At 70.4% G+C, this 14,926-nt stretch carries 17 protein-coding genes; 6 read left to right on the top strand and 11 right to left on the bottom strand.

What is annotated here, in order from left to right:
- Nucleotides 1-65 precede the first annotated feature (65 nt).
- On the bottom strand, nt 66-677 hold the full coding sequence (locus ABT170_RS29650; RefSeq protein WP_351872433.1) for a DUF4240 domain-containing protein: 612 nt from the start codon (nt 675-677) through the stop codon (nt 66-68).
- A gap of 108 nt (nt 678-785) precedes the next feature.
- Here ABT170_RS29650 and ABT170_RS29645 point away from each other — a divergent pair, with 108 nt between their 5' ends.
- A complete protein-coding gene (locus ABT170_RS29645; RefSeq protein WP_351872430.1) occupies nt 786-1,226 on the top strand; it encodes a DUF3995 domain-containing protein in 441 nt (146 codons plus the stop codon).
- Between the two features lie 23 nt (nt 1,227-1,249).
- On the opposite strand, the gene rox is transcribed toward ABT170_RS29645, so the two are convergent.
- From rox to ABT170_RS29605, 7 genes are all read right to left on the bottom strand, one after another.
- A complete protein-coding gene (rox, locus tag ABT170_RS29640; protein ID WP_351872427.1) occupies nt 1,250-2,677 on the bottom strand; it encodes a rifampin monooxygenase in 1,428 nt (475 codons plus the stop codon).
- A gap of 493 nt (nt 2,678-3,170) precedes the next feature.
- Nucleotides 3,171-3,644, bottom strand: coding sequence for a hypothetical protein (locus ABT170_RS29635; RefSeq protein ID WP_351872424.1), 474 nt, complete (start codon nt 3,642-3,644; stop codon nt 3,171-3,173).
- Nucleotides 3,641-4,096, bottom strand: coding sequence for a DUF6228 family protein (locus ABT170_RS29630; protein WP_351872422.1), 456 nt, complete (start codon nt 4,094-4,096; stop codon nt 3,641-3,643). Before ABT170_RS29630 ends, ABT170_RS29635 begins: the two co-directional genes overlap by 4 nt.
- Nucleotides 4,097-4,129: 33 nt before the next feature.
- The gene (locus ABT170_RS29625; protein WP_351872577.1) at nt 4,130-4,594 is read right to left on the bottom strand and encodes a DUF2199 domain-containing protein; all 465 of its coding nucleotides are present in this window, start codon (nt 4,592-4,594) and stop codon (nt 4,130-4,132) included.
- A gap of 92 nt (nt 4,595-4,686) precedes the next feature.
- Entirely contained in the window at nt 4,687-4,917 is a 231-nt protein-coding gene (locus ABT170_RS29620) for a hypothetical protein (RefSeq protein ID WP_351872419.1), read from the bottom strand.
- A gap of 156 nt (nt 4,918-5,073) precedes the next feature.
- Entirely contained in the window at nt 5,074-5,598 is a 525-nt protein-coding gene (locus tag ABT170_RS29615; protein WP_351872416.1) for a hypothetical protein, read from the bottom strand.
- 365 nt (nt 5,599-5,963) lie between these two features.
- Nucleotides 5,964-6,389: a TnsA-like heteromeric transposase endonuclease subunit gene (locus ABT170_RS29605; RefSeq protein WP_351872413.1), complete on the bottom strand. Its 426-nt coding sequence runs from the start codon at nt 6,387-6,389 to the stop codon at nt 5,964-5,966.
- Between the two features lie 545 nt (nt 6,390-6,934).
- On the opposite strand from ABT170_RS29605, the gene ABT170_RS29600 reads away from it, so the two are divergent.
- The 3 genes from ABT170_RS29600 to ABT170_RS29590 all read left to right on the top strand — a co-directional run bounded on the left by ABT170_RS29600 (nt 6,935) and on the right by ABT170_RS29590 (nt 8,550).
- Nucleotides 6,935-7,348 (top strand): helix-turn-helix domain-containing protein, encoded by a 414-nt coding sequence (locus ABT170_RS29600; protein WP_329942160.1) that lies wholly within the window; start codon nt 6,935-6,937, stop codon nt 7,346-7,348.
- Between the two features lie 27 nt (nt 7,349-7,375).
- Complete coding sequence (locus ABT170_RS29595; protein ID WP_329942159.1) at nt 7,376-8,086, top strand: hypothetical protein; 711 nt, start codon at nt 7,376-7,378, stop codon at nt 8,084-8,086.
- Nucleotides 8,087-8,217: 131 nt separating this feature from the next.
- Nucleotides 8,218-8,550, top strand: a complete 333-nt coding sequence (locus ABT170_RS29590; RefSeq protein WP_329942158.1) for a DUF2516 family protein — start codon at nt 8,218-8,220, stop codon at nt 8,548-8,550.
- Here the strand turns inward: ABT170_RS29590 and ABT170_RS29585 are convergent.
- The 3 genes from ABT170_RS29585 to ABT170_RS29575 all read right to left on the bottom strand — a co-directional run bounded on the left by ABT170_RS29585 (nt 8,532) and on the right by ABT170_RS29575 (nt 12,510).
- Nucleotides 8,532-9,890 (bottom strand): PP2C family protein-serine/threonine phosphatase, encoded by a 1,359-nt coding sequence (locus tag ABT170_RS29585; RefSeq protein WP_329942157.1) that lies wholly within the window; start codon nt 9,888-9,890, stop codon nt 8,532-8,534. The two genes, ABT170_RS29590 and ABT170_RS29585, sit on opposite strands and share 19 nt — an antisense overlap.
- A 500-nt stretch (nt 9,891-10,390) precedes the next feature.
- On the bottom strand, nt 10,391-11,455 hold the full coding sequence (locus ABT170_RS29580; protein WP_329942156.1) for a C40 family peptidase: 1,065 nt from the start codon (nt 11,453-11,455) through the stop codon (nt 10,391-10,393).
- Between the two features lie 269 nt (nt 11,456-11,724).
- Nucleotides 11,725-12,510, bottom strand: a complete 786-nt coding sequence (locus tag ABT170_RS29575) for a class I SAM-dependent methyltransferase (protein ID WP_329942155.1) — start codon at nt 12,508-12,510, stop codon at nt 11,725-11,727.
- Nucleotides 12,511-12,700: 190 nt separating this feature from the next.
- Between ABT170_RS29575 and mshA the strand changes: the two genes are divergently transcribed.
- Nucleotides 12,701-14,053 carry a D-inositol-3-phosphate glycosyltransferase gene (mshA, locus tag ABT170_RS29570; protein ID WP_329942154.1) on the top strand — a complete coding sequence of 451 codons (1,353 nt, stop codon included), beginning with the start codon at nt 12,701-12,703 and terminating at the stop codon, nt 14,051-14,053.
- Nucleotides 14,054-14,225: 172 nt separating this feature from the next.
- On the top strand, nt 14,226-14,738 hold the full coding sequence (locus ABT170_RS29565; RefSeq protein WP_329942153.1) for a type III secretion system chaperone family protein: 513 nt from the start codon (nt 14,226-14,228) through the stop codon (nt 14,736-14,738).
- Nucleotides 14,739-14,926 lie beyond the last annotated feature (188 nt).

Genomic DNA, 14,926 nt, shown 5'->3' with positions numbered 1-14,926 from the left:
CCCGCATCGTAGGGGCTGCCCGTAATCCTTGGCGGGCGCGCGACGACAGGCCGTACTGCCCCCGTTCACCCGGCGCGGTGCCATCCGGCGGTGCGTTCCGGGAGCGGGAACATCGTGCTCAGGCGGGGCAGTCGACGGGCCGCTTCCTCCGTGTGCCGTACGTCCCACGCCGCACCGTCCGGCTCGGGGTTGCAGGGGTGCTCGATGCCCTCGGCGTCCAGCGCCGCCTCCAGCCCGTCCTCCTCGCCCGTCAGCTTCTCGTACGCCCCGGCCGCGACGTGGTCGAGGCCCTCCCACTCGGGCCACTCGTCGTCCGGCCAGGCGCCCAGGGGCCGGCCGGCCAGCCGGCGCAGTTCGGCGATGTCCGCCAGCGCGTCCGGGTCGGCCACCACCTTGTGGAAGTCCTCGCGGCCGAGGCCCACCACCCAGAACTGGAAGTACCAGAAGCTGTCGTCGGAACACGAGCCGCCGAATATCTGCTCGGCGGCCGCCCACATCTCCCAGGTGTCGACCCGCTGCCGGAGGCGGTACAGCTGGATCTGGAACCGCACGATCTCGCGCGACGGCCGTTTCGCGAGCCGCTCGCCGAGCAGTTCCTCGCGTTCGTCACGGCCGGTCGCCCGCCGTCGCGAGTCCTCGATCAGCGTCCAGAAGTCCTCGAAGCTCTCTTCTTCCATGGCCGCACTGTGGCAGCCGGGTATGACAGTGACGCTGGGCGCCGGACGCGGCGCACCGGACGCAGGGCGCCGGGTGGCGGCGCCGGGCGCGGGCGTAACGTGAACGGTATGAGCCTCGAACGCGCCGCCACCCGCACCTCCGTCGCGACGCTGGCCGCTCTGGCCGGGCTGCACGTCGCCTGGGGGCTGGGTTCGTCGTGGCCCCTGCCCGACCGGGAGTCCTTCGCCGACGCGCTGGCCGGCCAGGCGTCCCCGCCCGGCCCGGGGGCGTGTTTCGCGGTCGCGGGGGCGCTGGGTACCGCCGCCCTCCTGGTCGCGGGGCGGCCCCGGCGCACCCCGGCGCTGTCCCGCCTCGGCACGGCCGGTGTCGCGGGCGTACTGGCGCTGCGCGGCGCGGCCGGGCTCTCGGGCCGTACCGACCTGCTGTCCCCGGGTTCGACCTCGGCCCGCTTCCGCCGCCTCGACCGCGTCGCCTACTCGCCGCTGTGCCTGGCACTGGCCGCCGCCACGGCGACGGCCGTCGGGACGCGCGGGACAACGGCGCAGTAGTACCGGGGACATGGCGCGTCGGCTCAGCCGGTGGGGGCGCCGAACCACTCGGGCAGCCGGCCGAGCAGCTCCTGCTGGTCCTCGCCCGCCCACGCCACATGGCCGTCCGGCCGCAGCAGCACCGCGGGCACGTCCAGTTCCTCGCTGACGTCGACGATGTGGTCGACCCGGTCCGCCCAGCCCGCCACCGAGAGCAGTCCGGTCCGGTCGAGCAGCAGTCCCCGGCCGCCGTGCATCTGCCCGTAGAGGTGACCGCGCTTCAGCCGTACGTCCCGCAGCCGCCGGCCGAGCAGTTCGTGCCCCTCACCGAAGTCGTAGCGGACCGCGATGGCGGAGATCTTCTCGATCAGATACCGGTTCACCTCCTCGAACTCCATCAGCTCCGACATCAGCCGGCGCACCGCCCGGGGGCCCGGCCCGGTGGCCAGCAGCTCCGTCTGCGCCCGGGTGTTGTCCAGTACGTCGGCGGCCACCGGGTGCCGTTCGGTGTGGTAGCTGTCCAACAGCCCTTCCGGCGCCCAGCCGTTGACCTCGGCGGCCAGTTTCCAGCCGAGGTTGAACGCGTCCTGGATGCCGAGGTTGAGCCCCTGCCCGCCGGTCGGCGGGTGGATGTGGGCCGCGTCGCCGGCCAGCAGCACCCGGCCGGTCCGGTAGCGCTCGGCCAGCCGGGTGGCGTCGCCGAAGCGGGAGAGCCAGCGCGGTGAGTGCGCGCCGAAGTCGGTGCCCGCGAGCTTCCGCAGCTGCCTCTTGAGCTCCTCCAGGGTCGGCGGGACCGTGCGGTCCTCGGCCAGCCCGTCGGCGGGCACGATCAGGCGGTACGTCCCGTCCCCGAGGGGCATGGTGCCGAACCGCTTCTGTGTCCTGCGGACTTCGGCCACCGTGGCGGCCAGCGTCTCCGGCGACACGGTCAGCTCCACCTCGGCCAGCAGGGTCTCGACCCTGGCGGGCTCACCGGGAAAGCCGACCCCGAGCAGCTTGCGCACCGTGCTGCGACCGCCGTCGCAGCCCACCAGGTAGCGCGAGCGCAGCGCCGTGCCGTCGGCCAGCTCGGCGGTCACCCCGTGCTCGTCCTGGCTCAGGCCGACCAGTTCACAGCCGCGCCGGATCTCGGTGCCCAGCTCGACGGCATGCTCGGTCAGCAGCCGCTCGGTGGTGACCTGCGGGATGCCGAGGACGTACGAATGCGCGGTGTCCAGCCGGTCGGGCCACGAGGTGCCGAGCCCGGCGAAGAAGCCGCCGACCTCGTACTGCCGGCCGAGCGCGAGGAACTTCTCCAGCAGACCGCGCTGGTCCAGCACCTCCACGCTGCGCGCGTGCAGGCCGAGCGCGCGCGAGTGCCGGTTCGGCTCCGCCATCCTGTCCAGCACGAGCGCGTGCACACCGTGCAGCCGCAGCTCGCCGGCCAGCATCAGCCCGGTAGGCCCGCCGCCGACCACGATCACGTCAAACATGAAATCCCCACCCGTTCAATGAACCGCATCGCGCCGGGCGCTCCGCTCCGTGCGAGTCCCGTCGTTGGGACAAAGAACTCGTACTTCGCGAATACCTGATTTCCCCAGGTTCCGGCTTCGGTTGGGGATTCTGCATCATGACCGGGGTCTTGCCGCAAGGCCCCCGGTGCGCTATACGTTGAGAGTGGCAAGGAGTGGGCAACCTCCTTGCCTTTTGTTTTTCCCCCACTCCGCGAGGCGACGGGCGAGCCCGCTGCCCGGCCTCTGCGCGGACGCCGCCGACGGCGTGGACGGCTTCCCTGAGTCGAGCGTCACGCCGGTGGCCGGGTGAGTTTGGCGGCCATGCGTGACGGAGGGCGGCCTGCCCGGTGCGATGGGTGACCTGTCTCAGTAGACGTGGGCCATCGTGAAGCCGTGACCTGGGGTGGTTCAGGTTGAGTGAGACGGCGATGGCTGGTCAGTCTCGCTCAACCTGAGCAGTTGGCGCCTGTGGCTATGTGCCATCGTCCTGGCATTGAACGTGCCAGAGGCGTCTTAGGGCTTCGAGTTCGGTTCGAGGGAAGTGCTCGCCCCAGTTGCCTCGGTAGCCGCTCTCGCCGTAGGTCCGAGACACCTCGTCGAAGCAGCGGACCACAGCCCGGGCGAGTGCATCGATGGGGAGTTGGGACGACCAGATCTCAGTGCCCCTGTTGTCGTGATCGCTGCCGCGACGTAGTTCCAGCAAGCGGATCCAGACATCCGCAGCTTCGCGGTAGAAGATCCACCGGTAAGCGGTCGGCTCGGCTTCAAGCTGGGCGCGAGCTTCCGTCTCGCCCGCGACGAGCCGGGCCACCGCCACCAGGAACTCTTCGGGCGCGTTGCTGATGTAGGACGCGGTCAGGTCCGCTTTCGCCTGGTGGTCCTCAACGACGCAGTCAGCCCACCCATGTGTCCCCAGCGTCCAGGTGATTCGTATGCCGGCTGTCACCGCGGCTCCCCGGCGAGGAAATGCCGGACATCGGCCGCCAGGGAAGCCATCTGCTCACCGGCCTCCAGCCAGGTCGTCACCGAGGCGCTCCAGCCGCCGCCGGCCTGCGGCCATGGCCGCAAGGTCCAGGTCAGTCCGACGTGGCCGCCGGACCGGAAGACGGCTGACATCGCGAGGTCACGGTCGTTGGTCTGCCAGTTCCGTTCGCCGTCCCATCCCCGGTAGTCGGCGGCGAGCCCTTCCAGGAACGGGACCAGATCGCTGTCCCAGATCCAGGCGACGACCTCATTGACTCGAGCGGCCAAGCCTGGAGCCTGTAGCTCGACGGCGTAGTGCACGGAGTCTTCGTCGAAGCTGAACCGGTCGCAGAACCTCACACCGACAGACGAGTTGTCCTGGCAGCGGATCGTCACGCTGGCCTCATCGTCAGTGCCGACGTCTGGGGTGGTCATGGGCGGAACGCCAGGTCAGCAGCCCGTTCGACGTCACTTGGATTCGCCGTCGGTGGGGTGGAGAACGGCTTGGGCGATTTCACGGACGCGATCCATAGTGATGCCGGTCCGCTGTTCGACTGCGAGAGGGTGATCGGTCGGCTCCAGCTCGATGAAGGGACGCTGCCCGATGGGGCGGGTGTGAACGTGGGTCTTCAAGTCGATGGTGCTGGGCGAGTAGAGGAAGAGGTCGGTGGACAGCCAGCCGAAGTACGGCTCCTCGGATTCACGTCCTGGGGTGTCCCAGAGGTCCGCGGCTCGGGCGAAGTTGTCCCGGCTGAGGGAGACCCATGCGGCCCAGGAGAAGACCTCGTCGCTGCCGATGATCGGTATCTCGATCAGACCCTTGACGAAGTAGTGCTGTGCCTGGATGACGCACTGATCCGACGAGAGCAGGCAGTCCGCAGAGTCGGCGAAACGCGGATCCCAGACGTAGGGGGCCGTGGCCGAGTAGTTCATCGGCAGTTCGGCGTGATGGCTGCCGCAGCACGAGCAAGTGAATCCGAGGTCGCTGGTCATGAGCGGAGCCTAATGATCGGCTCCTATGCTGCTCACGTCAGCTCCCCTGCTCCGTTGGCCCCGTGTGCTGCCGGTAGGCCCGCGGCGGCCTCGATGGTGTCTGCGATCACGCGTAGTTGGTGGATGAACCACGGCTTGGCGGTGGTGCGGAGAGAGCTTTCATTGGGGAGCCGCCGGATGAATTCGGCGTGGAAGGCCCGAAAGTCCGCCTCAACGCCGGAGAGTGCCAGGCCGCGCCAGTGCGGCGCTGCGTAGAACACCATGGCTTTGACGATCTCGGGATAGATCGCCGCGTAGCGCTTGGGGTCCCACGGCCGGACAGTGCGAGCAGGGCGGGGCTGGAGCCGGGCGAGTCGCTGTGTGAGGTCGCTGATCCGGTAACCGTGCTGCAGGAGGGTGATCCAGAAGCGGGAGGTCTGTTAGTAGCAGACGTTGATCACGCCGGGACCATAGCGGCGAAGGAGCCGGTAGTGGCGCTTCTGGGCGGCGACGATCTCCGGTAGATCAGCAAGGTCGAACTGGTTGGCGGGGGCTTCGACGGCCCGGCCGATCCAGAGGCGATGCGGGATGCAGACCTGGTCGTGGTGTCTCGACATCCAGACCATGACGCCTTGGCCGGGGGTGCCGGTCCTGCGGGCGACACAGCGCCGGCACGCCCATCGGGTGGTTGCGGCGAAGGGACCTTGCGGGGTGTTCCACGCCTGTGGCTCCCAGCGGGGGATCGCGTACCGGATCGAGGTCTGAGGCTGTCCGCTGAGGACACTGATCCGGCCGACCGGATCCAGACGGGATTCCAGCCAGTGGGAAGGCCGCTGAAGGCGTTGGACGGGCATCGCGTTGGCCGTGGCGAGGCGGTCCAGGAACGAGGCTTCGGTCTCCTGCGGGAAGGGCTTGAGCGGACGCGGCAGCGGACGAAACACGACGGCCTCGAACGGCATGTTCACCCAGCCTTCCTGCCTGCGTCAGGCGGGGAATCCGACTCGCTGTTGTGGTCGATCCGGATGTTTCGCAGGGAGGCTTTGGTGATGCACTCGCTGCCGTCGAGGATGGCGGAAATCGCTGCGGCCCGGATCAGGTGGGAGAGGCTCCCGATCATGCCGCCGGTTCGCTGGTGCAGGTATTTCGAGAGCCCGGCCAGGGTGTCGGCAACGGTGGGCGGCTCAACGCGGTGCCGAGCACGGCGAACCCCTCGGACACCAGGAGATGCCCCAGCAGCACGACACCGGCGGCCTGGGGATCATCGACCAGCCGCACCGAAGTGCCGTGCAGGGCCGCAACCGTGTGCTCCCGCCCGTCAAAGCGAACCCGGTCACCCAGCGACAACAGCTTTGGACGCGTCGGCACCACCACTCACCTCCCGCGCGACTGGGGATGCCGGGCGAACCGTCGTCGCCGCCGACAACAGCCCGGCCTCCAAATCCACCGCCAGCTCCCGACACCACAGCAGGTGGAAGAGCACCGGCAGCACGGCAATCGGATCACCCACCGCACGAGCCCCGGCCAGAAGCCCCCGAGGATGGGCGAACACCGCCCGCAGCCCCGCCACCACAGGTTCGCGCCGTACTCGCGGATGCCGGTAACCCGACAACCAGCGCAGATTCGCCGCCAACACCGGATCGAGCACACCAACCCGCTCGAAATCCCAGCCCACCACGGCGCAGGCCGCGGCCGTGGCCGCGGACTTCACGGCATCCTTGGGCTCGATCCGGTCATCAGGACGCACATCCAGCACCACGGCAGTGCCGTCCCGCCGGCGTACGAAGTAGTCCGGTGTATGACTGATCCAGCCGCATCAGATGGCCAAGCTCCACCCATGACTCGAAGCCCACCAACCCGCCACTGGTAGCAGCCCAGTACCAGCCGGGAGAATTTCGCTGTCCCGGGTACGACGGGAACGCCCGCACCTGCCCGGCAGCCTCGAAACGCGTCGGCCACATCACCCCGAGCGGCCCCCTTGCGCAGCTCACCGCGAGCGTCGATGTACTCCAGCGAGAAGTCCTCAGGCTCCACCAGCCACCCCCACCCGGCGCTGACCACGTACGACGACCGTGGGGAGCGAGGCGCGGCGGTGGCTCGGAAAGAGCGAGACGGATCGGTAAATGGCCCAGGTCGACCGGGACGCAAGTCCAGATGACTCAGATAGACCGAGACTGGCCCGCTTTCAGCGAGACAGGTCACCGGTGCGATGGGCGAGGACGCCACTGCTCCGAGCGAGTGGCAGGCGACACTTTTGCAAGCGTCTGCTTGCAATAGTTAGCAGGCCTGTTGCAGTATCGAACCATGGCATCACTCAACGTCGGCAATCTCGGCGAGTACCTGCGCGACCAACGACGCGCGGCGCAGCTCTCACTGCGGCAGCTCGCCGATGCCGCCGGGGTGTCCAATCCCTACCTCAGCCAGATCGAGCGCGGCCTGCGCAAGCCCAGTGCGGAGGTTCTGCAGCAGGTCGCCAAGGCACTGAGGATCTCCGCCGAGACGTTGTACGTACGGGCCGGAATCCTCGACGAGCGGGAGCGGGAGGAGCTGGAGACGCGGGCGGTGATCCTGGCCGACCCGTCGATCAACGAGCGGCAGAAGAACGTGCTGCTCCAGATCTACGACTCCTTCCGCAAGGAGAACGGGTTCGAGCCCGGGTCCGGGCCCGAGTCCGAGTCCGATGCCGGTACCGACACAGCCACACACCCTCACAGCTAGTTCTGATGATCCGGGAGGACCACAGTCATGGCCATCACCGATGACCTGCGCAAGACCCTCACCGACCCCACCCCCCTCTACTTCGCCGCCGGCACGGCCGACCTGGCCGTGCAGCAGGCGCGCAAGGTCCCGGCGCTGATCGAGCAGCTGCGGGCCGAGGCGCCCGAGCGGATCGAGGCCGTACGCAACACCGACCCCAAGGCCGTGCAGGAGAAGGTGACCACGCAGGCCAGGGAGGCCCAGGCCACCGTGCAGGCGAAGGTCACCGAGGTGTTCGGATCGTTCGACACCGATCTGAAGAAGCTGGGTGAGAGCGCTCAGGACCTGGCGCTGCGCAGCCTGGGCGTGGCCGCCGAGTACGCGGTCAGGGCCCGTGAGACGTACGAGAAGGTCGCCGAGCGCGGCGAGCAGAGTGTGAAGACCTGGCGCGGCGAGACGGCCGACGAGATCATCGAGATCGCCGCCGTCGTGGATGCCGAGCCGAAGGCGAAGGCCGCGGCCGGGCGGGCGGCTGGTCCCGCGCCCGCCACGAAGAGCGAGCCGAAGGCCGCGCCGGCCAAGCCCGCCACCGTCGCCAAGCCCGCTGCCACCGCCAAACCCGCCGCCGTCGCCAAGCCCGCTGCCGCGGCGAAGCCGGTCACGGCCAAGCCCGCCGAGGCCAAGGCCGCGCCCGCCCGGAAGGCGCCCGCCCCGCGCAAGCCCGCGGCGAAGAAGCCCACCCCGCCCGCCGGGAAGTGACCCCGGGCGGTCCACGCGGGGCCGTCGGCCGAGTGGCCGGGGCACGGACCGGGCACCTATACCGGTGGCCGGTTCGTTCTCCGGGTAGCTTGGCCGCAGGGCGCCCATCCACTCACTAGGCGGTAGACACCATGTTGCTCACAGGTTTCGGCACACTGATCGGGCTGCTCTATCTGGCCATGCTGGTGCTGGCCGTGATCGCGCTGTTCTTCGCGGTGACGGCCCGCGAGGACGCCTACCGTGCGGCGGACAAGCAGAAGAAGTCGTTCTGGCTGATCATTCTCGGCATCACCGTGGCCGTGAACCTCTTCGTCCCGATGCTGTTCCTCCAGCTCGCGGGCACGGTCGCGTCGATCGTGTTCATGGTCGACGTACGGCCCGCGCTCAAGGCGGTCTCGGGCGGCGGCCGTCGCGGCGGATCCAGCAGTGACGGCCCGTACGGCCCCTACAACGGCGGGCGCTGAGCGCTCGCCGCGCGAGTGGACGCCGGTACGGGGCGGGAGCGCGGTGCGCTGCCGCCCCGTCGGCGTATCCGCTCCTGGTCGCGGTCGAGCAGCAGTACCGCCACGTCGTCGGTCAGCTCGCCGCCGTTCAGCTCCCGCACCTGCGTGACCGCCGCCTCCAGCAGCTCCTCGCCGGCCAGCCCGAGATCCAGCTGGCCGTTGATCATGGCGACCATGCCTTCCTGACCGAGCCGCTGGGTGCCGGTCGGCCCGACGCGGCCCTCGATCAGCCCGTCCGTGTACATCATCAGGCTCCAGGAGCCGCCCAGTTCGACCTGGCGTCGTGGCCAGCGGGCGCGCGGCAGCAGACCCAGGGCCGGGCCGCCGTCCTCGTACGGGAGCAGCTTCGCGGCCTGTCCGCGGCGGGCGATCAGCGGCGCGGGGTGGCCCGCCAGGCAGAGTCCGGCGCGGCGGCCGTCGGGGGAGATGTCGACGGTGCAGAGCGTCGCGAAGATCTCCTCGCTCTCCCGCTCGTGCTCCAGGACCTGCTGGAGCGTGGAGAGCAGTTCGTCCCCGCACAGTCCCGCCAGCGTCAGCGCCCGCCAGGCGATGCGCAGTTCGACGCCGAGCGCCGCCTCGTCCGGGCCGTGTCCGCAGACGTCGCCGATCATCGCGTGGACCGTGCCGTCGGGCGTGCGGACCGTGTCGTAGAAGTCGCCGCCGAGCAGGGCGCGGCTCCGGCCGGGCCGGTAGCGGGCGGCGAAGCTCAGGTCGGAGCCGTCCAGGAGTGGGGTGGGCAGCAGTCCGCGTTCCAGCCGGGCGTTCTCCTGGGCGCGGAGACGGGACTCGGTCAGCTGGTGCTGGGCGATGTCCGCCCGCTTGCGCTCCACGGCGTACCGGATGGCGCGGCTCAGCAGCCGGGCGTCGAGTTCGTCCCGGAAGAGGTAGTCCTGCGCGCCGACCCGTACCGCCTCGGCGGCCAGCTCCGCGTCGTCCTCGGCCGTGAGCGCGAGGACGGCGTGCCGGGGCGCGATCCGCAGTACGTGGGTGAGCGCCGCCAGCTCGTCCGCGCGCCCGGAGGGGGCTTCCGGCCCCGCCCCGGTGTCGCTGTGGCGTGTCTCGGCGCTCAGGGGCAGGGGCAGGGCCAGGTCCAGCAGGATGCAGTCGACGTCGTCGGTGAGGAGCCGTTCCGCCTCGGTGAGATTGCGGGCGGTACGGATACGGACCCGGGTCCCGGCCGACAGTTCGGGTACGGCGATGGTGCCCGCCGGGTCGTCCTCGATCACCAGAAGGGTGAGGTCGGCGCCATGGGTGGTCTCCGCAGCGGGAACGGCACGTTGCTGCGGTACGGGTACGGGCATCGGTTCGGGTTTCCTTCCCTCCCCCCGAGGGTGCGGCGGGACGACGATCGACGACCCGCCAGACGGGGACCATAGCGGTCCGCGGCAGGCGAGCGGAATGGCGCGCGGGGATCGGCCACTGTCATATGCGCAGCCATAAGCCGCGTCCCGGCACGGATCCGGCGAGATGTGCCGCCCCGGGGCGGGGGCGGAGGCCATGACAAACATCACGCGCCGTGGGGGCGAGGCGTGGCCCCGCTCACGTGGCCGCGCTCACGTGATCCGGTTGACGTGATCCGGTTGACGCGGCCGGCCGATTCGTACGGCGGACACCGGGAACGGCTCCGGGCCGCCGCGTCAGTGCCGCCACTCGTCCGGCGTGCACCCGTAAGTCCGCAGTACTGCCCCGGTCCGGGACCCCTCGTGCCGGGCCCCTCGTGCCCGGACCGCCTGCCCGGACCCCTCGTGCCCGGACCACCTACGCGGCCCCGGACCCCGGCCCCGGACCGCGCGCCCGGTTCCTACTTGTCCGGGCGTACCACTCCGAGGATCCGCATCGAGCCCGCGCCCGCCAGCGTGACGTTCCGGCCGGGGCGCGGGGAGTGCACGATGGCGCCGTCGCCCACGTACATCCCGACGTGGCTGGCGTCGCTGTGGTAGATGATCAGGTCGCCGGGGCGCATGTCCTTGATGTCGATGCGCGGCAGTTGGCGCCACTGTTCCTGCGAGGTCCGCGGTATCGGGCGCTTCGCCGCCGCCCAGGCCTGTGAGGTCAGCCCCGAGCAGTCGTACGAGTCGGGGCCCTCGGCGCCCCAGACGTACGGCTTGCCGATCTCCCGGGTCGCGAAGGCCACCGCCTTCTTGCCGCTCGCGCTCGCCTCGCGGTTGATGTCCTTGAGCGCGCCGGAGGAGAGCCACGCGGTCTGCGCCGTGTACTCGGCCTCCTGCTCCAGCTTGAGGAGCCGGGCCAGTTCCTTCTTCTCCAGCTGCGATTCGAGCTTCTTCGCCGCCTCGATCTGGGCGTTGATCTTCTTCTTGGCCTTGGCCTGCTTGAGCCGGTTGGTTTCGAGCTTCTGCCAGTTGAGGCTCGCGTCCTGGGTGTAGGTCTCCAAGTCCTCCTGGGTCCTGTTCAGTTCCGCCAGGACCTGCTTGGAGGCCTGCTGGCCCTGACGGACCTGGTTGACCCCGTCCAGGAAGAGCTGGGGGTCGTCACTGAGGACCAGTTGCGCACCCGGGGGCAGCCCGCCGTTGCGGTACTGTTCGCGGGCCTGGGCGCCCGCCTGGTTCTTCAGCTCGGCGATCCGTGCCTGGCCGTCGACGATCGCCTTGGCCAGCTTGACGATCTCGCCGGACTGCTTCTCGGTCTGCTCCTCGGCGAGGTTGTACGCGTCCGTCGCCGCCCCGGCCTTGCGGTAGAGCGTGTCGATCTCCTGGCGGACCTCTTCGAGGCTCTTCTTCCCCGGCTTCGCGGGAGCGGTGGGGGAGGGCTCCGGAATCGGCGCGGCCATGGCCTGGACCGGCGCGGTCAGCACGGCCAGCGCGCAGACCAGAGTGATCGCGGCAGCGGCACAGTGGCGTCGGTTCACAAGCTCCCCCTACGGGCGAATGCAATAAAAGTCAGGTATCGCACATATGACTTACCGTCAGTAACTTCTCGGCACCGTCGCGATCGTGCCATGTCACCCCGTAAAGCAACAGAGGCCGACCGCGGCTGACACGTCACACCCCTCTGCCGCACCCCTCTGCCATCCCCCTGTCACACCCCTGCCCCAGTCGGCGCACGTCCCGTAGATACGGGACGAACGATGAGTCGGCGACGTTCCCGGGAGCGGCGATTTACGGCGTGCCGCGCGGTTCAGCCCCCGCCGGGGCGCAGGGCGGTCCACGGCACGGTGATCTCGCCCTGCCGCCACCGGCGTACGCCGTCCGTCGTCGGCCAGTCGGCACGGAGCGCGCGCACGGCCGCGATCCAGCGCTGCCGCGCGCCCAGTGAGGCGTACGGGGCGGCGGAGGCCCAGGCGCGGTCGAAGTCGCGGAGGAAGGCGTGCACCGGCTCGCCCGGAACGTTGCGGTGGATCAGTGCCTTCGGCAGGCGCTCCGCGAGGTCGGAGGGGCGCTCCAGCGAACCGAGCCGGGTCGCGAAGGTCACCGTCCGCGGGCCCTCCGGCCCCAGCGCCACCCACACATGCCGCCGCCCGATCTCGTCGCAGGTGCCCTCGACGAGCAGCCCTTCGGGGGCGAGCCGCGCGCACAGCCGCTCCCAGACCTCGGCGACCTGGTCCTCGTCGTACTGGCGCAGCACGTTCGCCGCCCGGATCAGCTGAGGCCGCTCCGGGAGCGGGATCTCGAAGCCGCCGTGGAGAAAGGTGAGCCCGTCGCGTTCGTACGGCTTCGCCGCGGCGACCCGGTCCGGGTCGATCTCGACACCGGCCACCGAGGTGCGCGGCTCGACGGTGCGCAGGCGCTCCAGCAGCTCGACCGCGGTCCAGGGGGCGGCGCCGTAGCCGAGGTCGACGGCGAGCGGGGAGGCGGCGCGGCGCAGGGCCGGGCCGTGCACCGCGGCGATCCAGCGATCCATACGGCGCAGCCGGTTGGGGTTGGTGGTCCCGCGGGTCGCGGTGCCGATGGGGCGCTGGCGCATGCACCGAGCGTATGTGACGGGCGGGGGCGGGCCGGCGGGCGGACAGCCGGTCGTCCCGGATCGCCTCCGGTCATTCGTACGTAATTATTTGGCAAAGCGGAAATGAAAGGTGAGATTCCGCTGTTCTCGCCCTTCGGAGGGACCGCGTGCCCCTTCTAAGGCATGCCCTGAGCGAGGAGGAACGGACGACGTGAGTCAGTACGTCTCTCGGCTCGGCCCCACCCGTGTGGCGCCGCGCATCAGGTTCCCCGGAGGCTTCCCCGGATCGCACCGCAAGCCGCGCCGCATCGCGATGCTCTCCGTACACACGTCCCCGCTCCACCAGCCGGGTACCGGCGACGCGGGCGGGATGAACGTCTACATCGTGGAGCTGGCCAAGCGCCTCGCCGCGATCGACATCGAGGTCGAGATCTTCACCCGGGCCACCACCGGCTCCCTGCCCCCGGCGGTCGAGCTGGCGCCCGGTGTCCTGGTCCGGCACGTCGACGCGGGGCCGTACGAGGGTCTGGCCAAGGAGGACCTGCCCGCCCAGCTCTGTGCCTTCACGCACGGCGTGATGCAGGCGTGGGCCGGTCAGCGCCCCGGCCACTACGACCTCGTCCACTCCCACTACTGGCTCTCCGGCCAGGTCGGCTGGCTCGCCGCCCAGCGCTGGGGTGTCCCGCTCGTCCACGCCATGCACACCATGGCGAAGGTCAAGAACGCCGCGCTCGCCGTCGGCGACACCCCCGAGCCGGCCGCCCGGGTCATCGGCGAGACCCAGATCGTCCGCGCCTCCGACCGGCTGATCGCCAACACCGCGGAGGAGGCCGACGAGCTCGTCCGCTTCTACGAGGCCGACCCGGCGGCCGTCGCCGTCGTGCACCCCGGGGTCAATCTGGAGCGCTTCCGTCCGGCGGACGGGCGTGCCGCCGCACGCGCCCGCCTCGGTCTGCCGCAGGACGCCCTGATCCCGCTCTTCGCGGGCCGTATCCAGCCGCTCAAGGCCCCTGATGTGCTGCTGCGCGCGGTGGCCGTGCTCCTGGACCGCGAGCCCTCACTGCGCAGCCGGATCGTGGTGCCCGTCGTCGGCGGTCCCAGCGGCAGCGGGCTCGCCAAGCCGGAAGGCCTGCAGAAGCTGGCCGCGCGGCTGGGCGTCGCCGATGTCGTACGGTTCCACCCGCCGGTCGGGCAGGACCAGCTCGCCGACTGGTTCCGGGCCGCGTCCGTGCTGGTCATGCCCTCGTACAGCGAGTCCTTCGGGCTGGTCGCCATCGAGGCCCAGGCGGCCGGCACCCCGGTCGTCGCGGCGGCGGTGGGGGGCCTTCCGGTGGCGGTACGGGACGAGGTCAGCGGTTTTCTGATCCCGGGGCACGATCCGGAGGCGTACGCGCGGGCGATAGGCCGGTTCGCGGACGCGCCCGGACTGGTCGACCGGATGGGTGCGGCGGCCGCCGCGCACGCCCAGTCGTTCGGCTGGGACACGGCGGCTTCGGCGACGGCCGACGTGTACACGGCCGCGATGTGCGACCACCGCCGCCGGGCCCGGACCCACCACGGCTGAGGGCCCGGACCTTTCCCCGGCCGGGACGGATCTTCCCCCCCCCCGGCCGCGACGGACCTTCTCCGGCCGGGGCCCGACCTTCCCTGGCCGGGGCCCGGACCTTCCTGGCCGGGGCTGCCTCCGGTGGCGTACGGGACGCGTGCGCCCGTCGTCCCTGTCGTACGCTCGCCCCATGGCTGACGTACCCGACGAGACAGCAGCGGCGCAGGTCATCGAGGCGACCCTGAACGAGGCCGGGCTCGAATGGGAGAGCCCGGGACCCGGCAGTTACGTGGTGAAACTGCCCGGCACCCGCAAGCTGTCCACCACCTGTTCCCTGCTCGTCGGGGAGCACTCCCTCTCCCTCAACGCGTTCGTCGTCCGGCACCCGGACGAGAACGACGCGGCCGTCCACCGCTGGCTGCTGGAGCGCAATCTGCGCCTCTTCGGCGTGAGTTACGCGATCGACCCGCTCGGCGACATCTATCTGGTCGGCAAGCTCCCCCTCTCCGTGGTCACACCGGAGGAGCTGGACCGGCTGCTGGGTACGGTCCTCGAAGCGGCGGACGGATCGTTCAACACTCTGCTGGAACTGGGCTTCGCCAGTGCGATCCGCAAGGAGTACGCCTGGCGGGTGTCGCGCGGCGAGTCCACGCGGAACCTCGACGCGTTCACCCATCTGATCCAACGCCCGTCCGCCACCTGACGATCTCGGCGGCGACACCGGTGCCGGACCTGGGTGCCGTTCGAGGAGGACGGGCGGCGAGCGGGCCCCACAGCGTCTTCACAAGCCGATCACAGCAGAATCACGATCATGCCGGGTGGGCGGATATTCCGATGTTCGGACAGGTGTCCGATCGTAGGCTGTGGCGTACTGCGACGGCGCGTCCCGGT

The sequence above is a fragment of the Streptomyces sp. NPDC001787 genome (assembly GCF_040297465.1).
Classification (GTDB): Bacteria; Actinomycetota; Actinomycetes; order Streptomycetales; family Streptomycetaceae; genus Streptomyces.
This window is presented reverse-complemented; position numbering and strand designations above follow the sequence as displayed.